Annotated in this window: 10 protein-coding genes; 7 read left to right on the forward strand and 3 right to left on the reverse strand. The window is 72.7% G+C overall.

Annotation, left to right across the window (positions count from 1 at the left end):
- Positions 1 to 164: 164 nt before the first annotated feature.
- The 5 genes from ACF1CT_RS11575 to ACF1CT_RS11595 all read left to right on the forward strand — a co-directional run bounded on the left by ACF1CT_RS11575 (position 165) and on the right by ACF1CT_RS11595 (position 5603).
- The gene (locus ACF1CT_RS11575) at positions 165 to 2978 is read left to right on the forward strand and encodes a nitrate- and nitrite sensing domain-containing protein (RefSeq protein ID WP_391783612.1); all 2814 of its coding nucleotides are present in this window, start codon (positions 165 to 167) and stop codon (positions 2976 to 2978) included.
- Complete coding sequence (locus ACF1CT_RS11580; protein ID WP_391783613.1) at positions 2975 to 3412, forward strand: roadblock/LC7 domain-containing protein; 438 nt, start codon at positions 2975 to 2977, stop codon at positions 3410 to 3412. The genes ACF1CT_RS11575 and ACF1CT_RS11580 overlap by 4 nt, the downstream gene beginning before the upstream one ends.
- A gap of 47 nt (positions 3413 to 3459) precedes the next feature.
- On the forward strand, positions 3460 to 3816 hold the full coding sequence (locus ACF1CT_RS11585; RefSeq protein WP_391783710.1) for a DUF742 domain-containing protein: 357 nt from the start codon (positions 3460 to 3462) through the stop codon (positions 3814 to 3816).
- Positions 3817 to 3822: 6 nt separating this feature from the next.
- Positions 3823 to 4392 (forward strand): ATP/GTP-binding protein, encoded by a 570-nt coding sequence (locus ACF1CT_RS11590; RefSeq protein ID WP_391783614.1) that lies wholly within the window; start codon positions 3823 to 3825, stop codon positions 4390 to 4392.
- 77 nt (positions 4393 to 4469) lie between these two features.
- Complete coding sequence (locus ACF1CT_RS11595) at positions 4470 to 5603, forward strand: FAD-dependent monooxygenase (RefSeq protein ID WP_391783615.1); 1134 nt, start codon at positions 4470 to 4472, stop codon at positions 5601 to 5603.
- 295 nt (positions 5604 to 5898) lie between these two features.
- Here ACF1CT_RS11595 and ACF1CT_RS11600 read toward each other — a convergent pair whose 3' ends face one another.
- Positions 5899 to 6300, reverse strand: a complete 402-nt coding sequence (locus ACF1CT_RS11600) for a RidA family protein (RefSeq protein WP_391783616.1) — start codon at positions 6298 to 6300, stop codon at positions 5899 to 5901.
- Positions 6297 to 7424, reverse strand: coding sequence for an acyl-CoA dehydrogenase family protein (locus ACF1CT_RS11605; protein WP_391783617.1), 1128 nt, complete (start codon positions 7422 to 7424; stop codon positions 6297 to 6299). The genes ACF1CT_RS11600 and ACF1CT_RS11605 overlap by 4 nt, the downstream gene beginning before the upstream one ends.
- Positions 7425 to 7648: 224 nt before the next feature.
- Here ACF1CT_RS11605 and ACF1CT_RS11610 point away from each other — a divergent pair, with 224 nt between their 5' ends.
- Together ACF1CT_RS11610 and ACF1CT_RS11615 are read left to right on the forward strand one after the other, a co-directional pair.
- Complete coding sequence (locus ACF1CT_RS11610) at positions 7649 to 9250, forward strand: AMP-binding protein (protein ID WP_391783618.1); 1602 nt, start codon at positions 7649 to 7651, stop codon at positions 9248 to 9250.
- Between the two features lie 98 nt (positions 9251 to 9348).
- Positions 9349 to 10188 (forward strand): GNAT family N-acetyltransferase, encoded by an 840-nt coding sequence (locus ACF1CT_RS11615; RefSeq protein WP_391783619.1) that lies wholly within the window; start codon positions 9349 to 9351, stop codon positions 10186 to 10188.
- A 46-nt stretch (positions 10189 to 10234) separates the two neighbouring features.
- Here ACF1CT_RS11615 and ACF1CT_RS11620 read toward each other — a convergent pair whose 3' ends face one another.
- Entirely contained in the window at positions 10235 to 12607 is a 2373-nt protein-coding gene (locus ACF1CT_RS11620; protein ID WP_391783620.1) for a bifunctional salicylyl-CoA 5-hydroxylase/oxidoreductase, read from the reverse strand.

Genomic DNA, 12607 nt, shown 5'->3' on the forward strand with positions numbered 1-12607 from the left:
GTGATCAGTGATGCACTCATGAGCCCACTTTCTCTTCATTTTTGCAGTGTGACTAATATCTATCTGTCGAAGTTCTCAACGGATTTGACCAGTCTGAGGCTGGCATCATCGTCAAGGAGCACGCCCTGCGCACGCGCGCCTCACGGCGGACCGGATCGACCACCATGTCGCTGCGGACAGCCCTGCTCGTACTGGCCATCGTTCCAGGAGTCGCCCTGGCCGCCCTCTGGGCGGTCACCAGTGGCCAGACCCTGCTGGACTTCCAGCGGCAGGCGGCCCAGGGACAATTGGCCGAGAAGGCCGGTCAGCCTTCCAACATCGTGTACTACAACCTCCAGGAGGAGCGTCGGCTCAGCGCCGAGGCGCTCGCCCGGCACAAGGGTGCCGAGGAGGCGTTGCGACAGCAGCGCAAACTCACCGACGACGCGATCAAGAGTTTCCAGACCCTCTCCGACGTGGCGACCGACGATGCCCCGTCCGAGGTCCGCGACGCGGTCCGCCGGGCGCGCACGGCGATCGGTCAGCTGTCCGCCCAGCGTGCCCTGGTCGACGGCGGCGGCACCAACCAGCAGAAGACCGTGTACCGCTACTACACGGACCTGATCTCGGTCGACCTCGAACTCTTCGCGGCGCTCAGCCACGTCGACAACGGCCGGATCACCACGCTCTCCCAGCCGCTCGTCGACCTCTTCTGGACCAAGGAGATGATCTCCCGCTCGGACGCCCTGCTGGCGCGCGGCTGGGCCGGGAAGAAGCTGAGCACCGAGGACCTGGCCCAGATCCGGGAGGCCGTTTCCGGCCAGCCCTTCCAGTACTCCACCAAGGTCGTCCCCTACCTCTCGGCCGATGAGAAGGCCCAGTGGGAGAAGATCACCTCCAGCCCCGCCTGGAAGACCAAGACCCAGGTGGAGAAGCGGGTACTGAATCCGGCGAGTACCGACGACGACGGCTTCGTCGGCATCGACGCCGACGAGAAGACCTGGCGCGGCGCGCTGGACGAAGTGGACCCGCAGATCGAGAAGCTGCTGGAACAGCGCACCGCCTCCGTGGTCGAGGAGGGCAAGGGCAGTGTGATGTCCCTCCTGTTCAAGATGGTGCTCACCACGGTCGTCGGCCTGCTCGCCGTCATCGCGGTCATCTGGACCACCTGGCGTCTCACGCGTAACCTCCGCCGCCGCATCGGCAACCTCCAGGAACGGGCCGAGGAACTGGAGAAGTCCCTGCCCGAGGTGGTCGAGCGGCTCGCCCGGGGCGAGCGCATCGACGTAGAGGCCGAGGCCCGCGCCATCGAGAACGACACCAAGGGCGGCAGGAGCGACGAGCTGACCCAGCTCGGCGACGCGCTCAACCTGGCCCGCACCAGTGCGCTGGCCGCCGCCGTCAGACAGGCCGACCAGCACCGCGGCTTCGAACGCCTCCTCCAGCGCATCGCCCGCCGTACCCAGCAGTTGATCGGCCAGCAGCTGAAGAAGCTGGACGCCCTGGAGCGCAAGCACGAGGACCCCGAGGTCCTGGAGGGCCTCTTCGACCTCGACCACCTCACCGCGCGCCTGCGCCGGTACGAGGAGAACCTGGTCATTCTCGCGGGCGGCACCCCGCACCGCCGCTGGCGCAAGCCGGTGCCGCTGCTGGATGTGATGCGCTCCGCGCAGGGCGAGGTGCAGGACTACCAGCGGGTGGTGCTGGACCTCGACGGCGCCCCGTGGCTGTCCGCCCGGGCCGTGGGGCCGGTCTCGCACGTGCTCGCCGAGCTGATCGAGAACGCGCTCAGCTTCTCCCGGCCCCCCGCCCCCGTGGAGGTCAGGGCCGCCAAGGTGAGCCGCGGTCTGGCCATCGAGGTCGAGGACCGGGGTCTGGGGATGGAGGAGGACCAGCTGACCGAGGCCAACGAGCTGATGCTCCGCCCGCCCCGGATGGACGTGCTGGCCCACTCCGACGACGTCCGTCTCGGGCTCTACGTGATCGCACGGCTCGCGGACCAGCACGGCCTGCGGGTGGAGTTCCGTTCCTCGGCGTACGGGGGCACCCGCGTCGTCGTGCTCGTCCCCGACGAGCTCACCGTCCCGCAGCCGCAGTCCGGACCGGTCGGCGTGCCCTCCCCGGCCCCCTCGGCCGAACCCGCCCCGGCGCCGCTGCCGGAGACGGCTCCCGGTGAACCCCTGCCCAGCCGCGTCCAGGGCCGCGCACTGGCCGGCGTCACCGCGCTGAACGAGGCGGGCGTCCCCTACGCCGCCACCGCCCCGCAGCCGTTCCCGGCCGAGGAGCAGCCGCTCCCGTCGCCCGGTGCCGTGTTCCCCGACAACATCCGGGAACAGACGTACGGCGCGCCGGAGAACCCGGCACCGGCGCCGGACGAGCAGTACCGGCCCCCCGGCGGGTACAACGCGCCGGGCGAGCCGTTCACCCCGCACGAGTCCCCCTACGGTGCGACCGAACAGCCCTACATGACGGCGGCCGGCCAGTACCCGGTGGACCAGCCGTCGTACGCCGCGCCCGAGGAGCCCTACCAGGCGTCGCGGCAGACGTACCCCACCCCGTACGTCACCGGTTTCGGGGCCGACACCCCCGGACTCCCGGTCCCCGATCCCCGGCAGGCCGAGCCGGACACCACCCACGTGGGGCGGCTGCCGGTGTCGGAACCCGACCACCCGGCACCGCCGGACCCCAACGCCGTCCCGTCGGAGCACCCCTCCGACCGGCCCGCACCCGCCTCGTCCGCTTCCGAGCCCCCACTGCCGCGCCGGGTGCGGCAGGCCAGCCTGGCGGACGAACTGCGGATCGCCCCGGCCGCCCGGAGCACCGCGCCGACACCGCCGCGCCGGGACGAGAACCCGCAACCGCGTCCGGCCCCGCGCCGGGCCGGAGCCGCGATCGGGGCCTTCCAGCGCCGGTCCCGCGCCGCCCGCGCGACCGATACGGCACCGACGCAGCCCCCACCGCCCGCCACCCCGCATCCCACGAGAGAAGAACGGTCATGACACGCACAACCGCCACTCACCAGGATCTCGACTGGCTGCTCGACGGCCTGGTGGACTCGGTGGCCGAGACCGTCAACGCGGTCCTGCTCTCCGACGACGGTCTCGTGGTGAGCCACTCGCGCACCATCGACCGGGCCGACGCCGAACGACTTGCCGCCATCTGCACCGGTCAGCAGAGCCTGGCCCGCGGTGTCGGCCAGTTGTTCAACGGCGGCGGCGTGCACCAGGTGATCGTCGAGCTCGCCGACCTGTGGCTGTTCATCATCTCGGCCGGCCAGGGCACCCACCTCGCCGTGATCGCCTCCCAGGAGGTGGACGCCGAGATCATGTCGCTCGCCATGCACAACCTCGTCCAGCAGGTCGGCCAGAAGCTCTCCACCCCGACCCGCAACGACTTCGACGCCTTCGGTACCGGGGACGGGCAGCGCGCGTGACCCCCTACTGGCAGGACGAGGACGCCGAGGAGGACGCGGCGGGCACGATGGTGCGCCCTTACACCATCACCCGGGGCCGGACCGCTCCCGAGCGCGACGACTTCAGCCTCATCACCGTGCTGACCACCGCGCAGGACCCGCGGGACGAGCACGGTGCGCCGATCCTGCCGGGCCGGCTCCAGCCGGAACACCGGATGATCCTGGAACGCTGCCGCCGTCCGTCGGCGGTCGCCGAGGTCGCCTCCGACCTCGGCCTCCCGGTATCGGTGACCAAGATCCTCCTGGCCGACCTCGTCGCCCATGGCCTGCTGCTGGCCCGCGCACCGCTCTCGGTGGCGCGGGCCGCCGGCGGGGCCGACATGGGCCTGCTCGCCGCCGTTCGTGACGGACTCCGGAGACTCTGAACCAACATGACAAGCAGTCAGGCGGCCCCCGCCGCCGTAAAGATCCTTATCGCCGGCGGCTTCGGCGTCGGCAAGACCACCCTGGTCGGCGCGGTCAGCGAGGTCACCCCGCTGCGCACCGAGGAGTACCTGACCCAGGCCAGCGTCGGCGTCGACGACCTGGCGGGCGTCGGTCAGAAGGACACCACCACCGTGGCCCTGGACTTCGGCCGGATCACGGTCAGTTCGGAGCTGGTGGTCTACCTCTTCGGCACCCCCGGCCAGGAACGCTTCTGGTTCATGTGGAACGACCTGGTCAACGGGGCGCTCGGCGGCGTGGTGATCGCCGACACCCGCAGGCTGGAGTCGAGCTTCGCCTCGATCGACTTCTACGAGAGCCGGGACATCCCGTTCGTCGTGGCGATCAACTGCTTCCACGGCCACAACACCCGCACACCGGACGAGATCAGGGCCGCCCTGGACCTCGACCCGCACGTACCGATGCTGATCGGCGACGTCCGCGACCGCCCGTTCGCCCGGGACGTGCTGCTCGCCCTGGTGGACCACCTGATGAGCCTGCCCGTCGTGGCGGGCTGACCACCCGCCCCGTCCGCGCCTCGCGGCAGGTCCTTCGTGCCGCCGCACCGCATCCCCCGTTCTGGAGAAAAACTGAGATGGTTTCACCCCTGCGCGTCCTGATCCACGGCGGCGGCATCGGCGGGCTCGCGCTCGCCACCGCGCTCGCCCGGCGCGGCCACACCGTCGAGGTCGCCGAAGTGCGCGACAAGCTGGACGCGCTCGGCGTCGGCATCATCCAGCCGTCCAACGCCCTGCACGTCATGCGCGAGCTCGGGGTCCTCGACGACTGCCTGGAGGCGGGCTTCGAGTGGGAGATCCTGACGATCGCCGACCCGGCCGGCAACACCCTCGCCGAGATACCGCAGCCGCGGATGGACGACGTCCCGTCCAACAACGGCATCCCGCGCCCCGCCCTGGCCGAGGTGCTGAACTCCGCCGCGCTCGCCGCCGGGGCCACCATCCGCTTCGGCACCACCATCACCGAACTCGCCGACGACGGCTCCGGTGTGGACGTCACCCTCTCCGACGGCACCACCGGCCGCTGGGACCTTGTCGTCGGCTTCGACGGCATCGGCTCGCCGCTGCGCACCAGGCTGTACGGGGACCGCTACACCCCCGAGTACACCGGCTTCGCCAACTGGCGCGTGACGGTGCCCCGCCAGCCGCAGGTCCGGGGTGTGGTGATGGGCAACGCGGGCAAGGACGGCAAGGCGCTGCTCACCCCGATCACCGACGAACTGATGTACCTGGGCGCGGTGTTCGCCGAGGCCGAGGACTTCCGTCCGGACCCGGAGCGGGCCCACGAGCAGCTCGCGCAGCGGCTGACGGCGTTCACCGGTCCGGTCGCCGAGGCACTCGCCACGGTCACCGACCCGGCCGCGGTGGTGTACTCGCGGATCTCGCAGGTGACGGTCGAGGAGCCGTGGCACGTCGGCCGGGTGGTACTGGCCGGTGACGCCGCGCACGCCTCCACCCCGCACATCGCGCAGGGCGCGGCGATGGCCGTCGAGGACGCGCTGGTGCTCGCCCTGTCGCTGGACGCCGAGGACGACGTGGCCGCGGCGCTGGAGGCATGGGAGGCCCGCCGCCGCCCCCGGGCGATGTGGATGCAGGCCATGTCGCGTGCCGTGCTCAAGCAGGAGACGGGCAGCGAGACCACGCCCGAGGAGGACGAGCTGCTGAAGATCGGTATCCCGGGCGCGGCCCACGTGCTGGTCAAGCCCTACTGACCGCACCCGCCGCACACGGATCCTCGCAGTCCCGGACGGGCCGGGCCGGTGTTCCCGGCCCGGCCCGTCCGGCGCGTCGGCGCGGCGACCGGGGCGGCACGCGCTCACCCGTGGTCCTCCCGGCCCGCTCAGAGCCTTTCGGGTGGCCTTCGGCCGGAGAGCGGACGCGGCATGGCGCCGTGCGGTTCCAGGGCGCCGGGAGGGCCCGGTGGCGGAGCCACTCGGTCATCCCGGCGACGCCGGAAGCGTGCGTGCCGGGACGTGGCCGCCCGGTCAGAGGTCACCCGACAGGCCCTCAGGGAAGCATGGCCACCCCGTCCACCTCGACGAGTGCCTGCTCGTCCCAGAGCCTCGCCACCCCGATCACCGCCATCGCCGGGTAGTCCCGGCCCGCCAGGCGACGCCAGATCCTGCCCATCTCCGCCGCGTTCTCCCGGTAGTCGGCCACATCGGTGGCGTACACGGTCACCCGGGCCAGGTCCGCCGGAACGCCGCCGGCCGCCCGCAGGGCGGTGAGCAGATTGGCGAGCGCCGTCGCGAACTGCTCGGGCAGCGTGGTGCCGACGACCTTGCCGGCGGGATCGAGGGCGGTCTGCCCCGCCAGGAAGACGAGTTGGCCGCCGACCGCCGTGACGGCGTGCGAGAACCCCGCGGGCGGCGAGAGTTCGGCGGGGTTGATCCGGTGGACCGGACTCATGCGGACGCCTCCCGGTTCGCGTACAGCTCCTTGGCGATGATGGTGCGCTGGACCTCGCTGGCGCCCTCGTAGATCCGTGGGGCGCGCACTTCCCGGTAGAGGTGTTCGAGGAGGTGGCCGCGGCACAGGGCGCGGGCACCGTGCAGTTGGACGGCGGTGTCGACGACGTACTGCGCGGTCTCGGTGGCGTAGAGCTTCGCCATCGCGGCCCGGCGCGGCACGCCGGGTTCTCCGGCGTCGTACCCGGCGGCCGCCGCGTACACCAGGAGCCGGGCCGCCTCGGTGCGCACGGCCATCTCGGCGACCTGGTGGGAGACGGCCTGGAGGTCCTTCAACGGGCCGCCGAAGGCGCTGCGTTCGCCGGTGTGCGCGACGGTGGCGTCCAGGGCGGCGCGGGCCATCCCGACGGCGAACGCGCCCACGCTGGGACGGAACAGGTTCAGGGTCTCCATGGCGACGCGGAAGCCGTGGTCCGGTGCGCCGAGCACGTCCTCGGGGGCGACCGGCACGCCGTCGAAGGCCAGGGTTCCGACGGCGTGCGGCGCGAGCATGTCGAGTGCGGTGCCGGTGAGTCCCGGGCGGTCGGCGGGGACGAGGAAGGCGGTGACGCCGCGAGAGCCGGCACCGCGGGTGGTACGGGCGAAGACCGTGTAGAAGTCGGCCTCGGGCGCGTTGGAGATCCAGCACTTCTCACCCGTCAGCCGCCACCCGCCGGGGGCCGGTTCGGCGTCCAGGGCGAGGGCCGCCGCGTCGGAGCCCGCGCCCGGTTCGCTGAGCGCGAAGGCGGCAACGGCACGGCCCGCGCGCACCTCGGGGAGCCAGCGTGCGCGGTGCTCCGGGGTGCCCGCCCGGAGCACCGGGTGCGTGCCGAGCCCCTGGAGGGCCAGCGCGGTCTCGGCCTCCGTGCAGCCGCGGGCCAACGACTCGCGGAGCAGGCAGAGATCGAGGGCGCCCGAGTTCAGCATCCGGTCGAGGAGACCGGATGCGCCGAGGGCGGCGATCAGCGGACGGTTGACATGGCCGGGGTCGCCCTTCTCCGCGAGGGGACGGAGTTGCTGTTCGGCGAGGGATCTCAACTCCTCGCACCAGGCGGTTTGTACAGGATCGAGTGAGAATGGCGTCATCGCGGCGCCTCTCCTGTCGCGTCTTGTCGGTGAGTCGTCCTTCTCGTCTCTTCGTCTGCCCGTTTTCGTCGTGGTTTCCCGTCCGCCCGTTCTCTGGCGCGTTCGTTTCCGCGCCCGGCCCCGCACCTCCGGGCACCGGCCGCCCGCCCATTCGGTTTATCACGGACCGTTGACTACCGTCACCCAAACGATACGCTCCAGGGGCGACAAGGGGGCGATCCGTCATGGACCCGAAGACCTCAGCGCACCTCGACACCTTCGCCAGGGAGCATCTGCCACCCCCGGACCAGTGGCCGGAGCTGCTCTTCGACCTCCCCGAACTGCGCTACCCGGACCGCCTCAACTGCGCGGCGGAACTGCTGGACCGCACCATCGACCGCTTCGGCCCGGGCCGCCCGGCCTTCCGCACCCCCGACGGCGGGGAGTGGAGCTACGGGGAATTACGGGACCGGGTGGACCGGATCGCCCGGGTCCTGACGTCCGATCTGGGTGTCGTCCCCGGGAACCGGGTCCTGCTGCGCGGTCCCACCACCCCCCATCTCGCCGCCTGCTGGCTGGCGGTGCTGAAGGCGGGCGCCATCGCCGTCACGGTGCTGGCCCGGCAACGGCCCGCCGAGCTCGCCACCATCTGCTCGATCGCCCGGGTGAGCCACGCGCTGTGCGACGTCCGGGCGGTCGACGACCTGGTCGCGGCCGAGGCACCGGCGCTGCGGATCACGGTGTACGGAGGGGACGGACCGGACGATCTGCTGGCTCTGGCCGGTGCCAGACCGGGCCCGTACCGCGCGGTGGACACGGCGGCGGACGACGTCGCACTCATCGCGTTCACCTCCGGCACCACCGGGCGCCCCAAGGGGTGCATGCACTTCCACCGGGACCTGCTCGCCGTCGCGGACACGTTCTCGCGCCATGTCCTGCGCCCGACGCCGGACGACGTGTTCACGGGCAGTCCGCCGCTGGGCTTCACCTTCGGGCTGGGCGGGCTCGTGGTGTTCCCGCTCAGGGCCGGTGCCAGCGCGCTGCTGCTGGAACGTTCCGGACCCGCCGAGTTGCTGCCCGCGCTCGCCGCCCATCACGTCTCGGTCCTGTTCACCGCGCCGACCGCGTACCGCCTGATGCTCGATCACGTCGACGGACACGATCTGCGCGCGCTGCGGCGCTGTGTCTCGGCCGGGGAGAACCTTCCGGTCGCCACCTGGCGGTCCTGGTACGAGCGGACGGGGCTGCGCATCATCAACGGCATCGGCGCCACCGAACTGCTGCACATCTTCCTGTCCGCCGCCGACGACGCGATCCGCCCCGGCACCACCGGGGTCCCGGTGCCGGGCTGGCGGGCCCGGGTGCTGGACCGCGGGGGAAGGCCGGTGCCGGACGGCGAACCCGGACTCCTCGCGGTGCGCGGTCCGGTCGGCTGCCGCTATCTGGCCGACGAGCGCCAGCGCGACTACGTGGCGCACGGCTGGAACATCACCGGCGACACCTACGTGCGGGACGCCGACGGCTACTTCCGCTACGTCGCCCGCGCCGACGACATGATCGTCTCCTCCGGCTACAACATCGCGGGCCCCGAGGTCGAGGACGCCCTGCTGCGCCACCCGTCGGTCGCGGAGGCCGCCGTGGTGGGCCGGGCGGACGAGGTGCGCGGCAGCGTCGTCGCGGCGTACGTGGTGCTGCGCGAGGGCGCCGAGGTGTCGGCCGACGCGTTGCGCGCGTTCGTCAAGGGCGAACTGGCCCCGCACAAGTGTCCGCGCGTCATCGAGTTCCTTCCGGCGCTCCCCCGGACGGCGACCGGGAAGCTCCAGCGCTTCCGGCTCCGGGACACCTGAGCCGAGCGGGGCGACCGGCCCCGGGAGACGGCTCGCCGCTCCCCTCCGGGCCCGGAAATACGCATGCCCCGTGCCGGGCACCCCCGGCAGGATGAACCATGACCTGGACCTTCACGCATGACGTCGAGACCTTTCTCGACGCGGCCGGTGCCTCGCTGGCCGCGCGGCCCGTCGAGAACACCCTCGTCCTGACCGTCACCGCGTCCCTGCGGCGCAACGGCCCCCACGCCTACGGCGACGCCGAGCCGGTGCTGGGCTGGTGGCGCGGGGCTGACGGCACGGTCGCCGGGACTCTGGTACGGACCCCGCCGCATCCTCCGCTGCTCGGCGCCGTCGCCCCGGAGGCCGTCGGTCCGCTGGCCGCCGTGCTCCCGGCCGCCGTCGGCGGCCGGACGGGCGTCAACGCGGACCGGGCCACCGCCGAAGCGCTGGCCGCCGCCCTGCCCGGCCGGCGCCGCGTCCTCCAGGAGCAGCGGCTGTACCGTCTGGGCACGCTCGTCCCGCCCCGTCCGGCGCCGCCGGGCCGGGCCAGGACCGCCGTTCCCGACGACCGGGAGCTCCTGGTGGCCTGGCATCTGGCCTTCGGTGAGCAGACCGGCCAGTCCGGCTCCCCTGTGGGACGGCTGGTGGACGAACGGACGGCGTCCGGCGGGCTGACCCTCTGGGAGGACGGTGGCGTCCCTGTGTCGATGGCGGGCGTCTCCCCGCGCGTCGCGGGCACGGTGCGGGTCGCCACCGTCTACACGCCTCCCGAGCACCGCGGCCGCGGCTACGCGGCGGCGGTGACGGCGCGGGCGAGCCGGGCGGCGCGGCAGGCGGGCGCGGCCGAGGTGCTGCTCTTCACTGACCTCGCGAACCCGACGAGCAACGGCGTGTACCGGCGGATCGGCTACCGGCCGGTCTCGGACCGCCTGCTGCTCGGCGCGCCGGAACGGTGAACGCCCCGCTCCCGCCCCGGCCCGTGCCGCCGCGGGTGCCGACCGGTCATCCCAGGGTGAGCCGGGGCTTCGGGGCGTCGGTGCGGCCCGTCGGCGGGGTTCGGCTGCCCGCCCGGTACGGGAGCGGCCAGGGGGCGCCGGGTCCGCCGTAGCCCTGTTCGGCCGCGGCGTGCAGCGTCCAGTGCGGGTCGTAGAGGTGGGGGCGGCCCAGGGCACACAGGTCGGCCCGGCCGGCGAGCAGCAGCGAGTTCACGTCGTCCCAGGAGGAGATCGCCCCGACCGCGACGACCGGGACGCACAGGGTGTTGCGGATCCGGTCGGCGTAGGGGGTCTGGTAGGAGCGGCCGAACTCGGGGCGTTCCTCGGGGACGACCTGGCCGGTGGAGACGTCGATGGCGTCGGCGCCGTGGGCGACGAAGGCGCGGGCGATCTCGACGGCGTCCTCGGCCGTGGTGCCGCCCTCGGCCCAGTCCGTGGCGGAGACGCGGACGGTCATGGGGCGGTCGTCGGGCCAGACGGCGCGTACCGCGTCGAAGACTTCGAGGGGGAAGCGCAGACGGTTCTCCGGTGACCCGCCGTAGGCGTCGGTGCGCCGGTTGGTGAGCGGCGAGAGGAAGCCGGAGAGCAGATAGCCGTGGGCGCAGTGGAGTTCGAGGAGGTCGAAGCCGCTGTGGTCGGCGCGCCGCGCCGCCGCGGCGAACTGTTCGCGCACGGTGTCGAGTCCGGCCCGGTCCAGGGCGCGCGGGGTCTGGTTGACCCCGGCCGCGTACGGGATCGGGGAGGCGGCGACGAGGGGCCAGTTGCCGTGGTCGAGAGGCTTGTCGATGCCCTCCCACATGAGCTTGGTGGAGCCCTTGCGCCCGGAGTGGCCGAGCTGGACGCCGAACGCGGTGCCGGGCGCGTGGGTATGGACGAAGTCGGTGATCCGCCGCCAGGCGGTCGCCTGTTCGGGGGTGTAGAGCCCGGTGCAGCCGGGGGTGATGCGTCCCTCCGCGCTGACGCACACCATCTCCGTCATGACCAGCCCGGCCCCGCCGAGCGCCCGTGCTCCCAGGTGGGCGAGGTGGAAGTCGCCGGGGACACCGTCGACGGCCGAGTACATGTCCATCGGCGAGACGACGACGCGGTTGCGGAGTTCGAGGCCCCGCAGCCGCAGCGGGGTGAACATGGGCGGGGTGCCGGGGGCGCAGCCGAACTCCTCCTCGACCGCGGCGGTGAAGGAGGCGTCGCGCATCCGCAGGTTGTCGTGGGTGACGCGGCGGCTGCGGGTGAGGAGGTTGAAGGCGAACTGCTGGGGCGGCTGGTCGACGTGGGTGGCGAGTTCCTCGAACCAGCGCAGGCTGGCCGCGGCGGCCCGCTGGGTGGACTCGACGACCGGCCGCCGCTCGGCCTCGTACGCGGCCAGCGCGTCCGGCAGCCCGGTCCGCTCCTCGACGCAGGCGGCGAGTGCGAGCGCGTCCTCGACGGCGAGTTTGGTGCCGGAGCCGATCGAGAAGTGCGCGGTGTGCGCGGCGTCGCCGATGAGCACCGTGTTGCCGTGCGACCAGTGGTCGTTGACGACGGTGCGGAAGGTGAGCCAGGCGGAGTTGTTGGAGCGCAGCGGCCGTCCGCCGAGGGCCTCGGCGAAGATCTCGGCGCAGCGCGCGGTCGAGCGCTCCGCAGAGCAGGTGTCGAATCCGGCGGTGTGCAAGACCTCTTCGCGCATCTCGACGATGACGGTGGAGGCGTCGGCGGCGAAGGGGTAGCCGTGGAGTTGCATCACCCCGTACGGGGTTTCGGCGATCTCGAAGCGGAACGCGTCCAGCGCGAAGTCCGCGGCGAGCCAGATGTAGCGGCAGCGGTGGGTGGCGAGGCGGGGGCGGAAGATGTCGGCGTGGGCGGTGCGGGTGAGGCTGTGCACCCCGTCGGCGGCGATCACCAGGTCGTACGCGGCGGCGAGTTCGGCGGCGGGCGGGGCCGCGGTACGGAAGCGGAGGCGTACGCCGAGGGAGGCGCAGCGTTCGTGCAGGATCTCCAGGAGCCTGCGTCGTCCCAGGGCCGCGAAGCCGTGGCCGCCGGAGGTCCGGGTCACGCCGCGGTGGACGATGTCGATGTCGTCCCACCGCACGAACTCGTGCTGGAGGGCCCGGTGGACCACGGGGTCGGCGTGCTCGATGCCGCCGAGGGTCTCGTCGGAGAGGACGACGCCGAAGCCGAAGGTGTCGTCGGGGGCGTTGCGCTCCCAGACCGTGATGTCGCGTTCCGGTCCGAGGCGCTTGAGCAGGGCCGCGGCGTAGAGCCCGCCGGGGCCGCCGCCGATGACCGCGATCCGTCGCACGCCGGGCCGGTGCGGGACGGGGTCCGGCTGGGTGGGGCGGGGTGCGACGGGCTCCTGCGGGGCGGGAGCGCCGGTGCGGGGGATGCCGGTTCCGGAGGGCAT

Origin of the sequence: Streptomyces sp. NPDC014734, assembly GCF_043083325.1 — a bacterium.
Classification (GTDB): Bacteria; Actinomycetota; Actinomycetes; order Streptomycetales; family Streptomycetaceae; genus Streptomyces.

Excerpts from the sequence above, each read along its gene's own strand:
- ACF1CT_RS11590 (WP_391783614.1), top strand. The coding sequence starts at position 3,823 with ATGACAAGCAGTCAGGCGGCCCCCGCCGCCGTAAAGATCCTTATCGCC.
- ACF1CT_RS11600 (WP_391783616.1), bottom strand. The coding sequence starts at position 6,300 with ATGAGTCCGGTCCACCGGATCAACCCCGCCGAACTCTCGCCGCCCGCG.
- ACF1CT_RS11615 (WP_391783619.1), top strand. The coding sequence starts at position 9,349 with ATGACCTGGACCTTCACGCATGACGTCGAGACCTTTCTCGACGCGGCC.
- ACF1CT_RS11595 (WP_391783615.1), top strand. The coding sequence starts at position 4,470 with ATGGTTTCACCCCTGCGCGTCCTGATCCACGGCGGCGGCATCGGCGGG.
- ACF1CT_RS11620 (WP_391783620.1), bottom strand. The coding sequence starts at position 12,607 with ATGCCCTCCGGAACCGGCATCCCCCGCACCGGCGCTCCCGCCCCGCAG.
- ACF1CT_RS11575 (WP_391783612.1), top strand. The coding sequence starts at position 165 with ATGTCGCTGCGGACAGCCCTGCTCGTACTGGCCATCGTTCCAGGAGTC.
- ACF1CT_RS11585 (WP_391783710.1), top strand. The coding sequence starts at position 3,460 with ATGGTGCGCCCTTACACCATCACCCGGGGCCGGACCGCTCCCGAGCGC.
- ACF1CT_RS11610 (WP_391783618.1), top strand. The coding sequence starts at position 7,649 with ATGGACCCGAAGACCTCAGCGCACCTCGACACCTTCGCCAGGGAGCAT.
- ACF1CT_RS11605 (WP_391783617.1), bottom strand. The coding sequence starts at position 7,424 with ATGACGCCATTCTCACTCGATCCTGTACAAACCGCCTGGTGCGAGGAG.
- ACF1CT_RS11580 (WP_391783613.1), top strand. The coding sequence starts at position 2,975 with ATGACACGCACAACCGCCACTCACCAGGATCTCGACTGGCTGCTCGAC.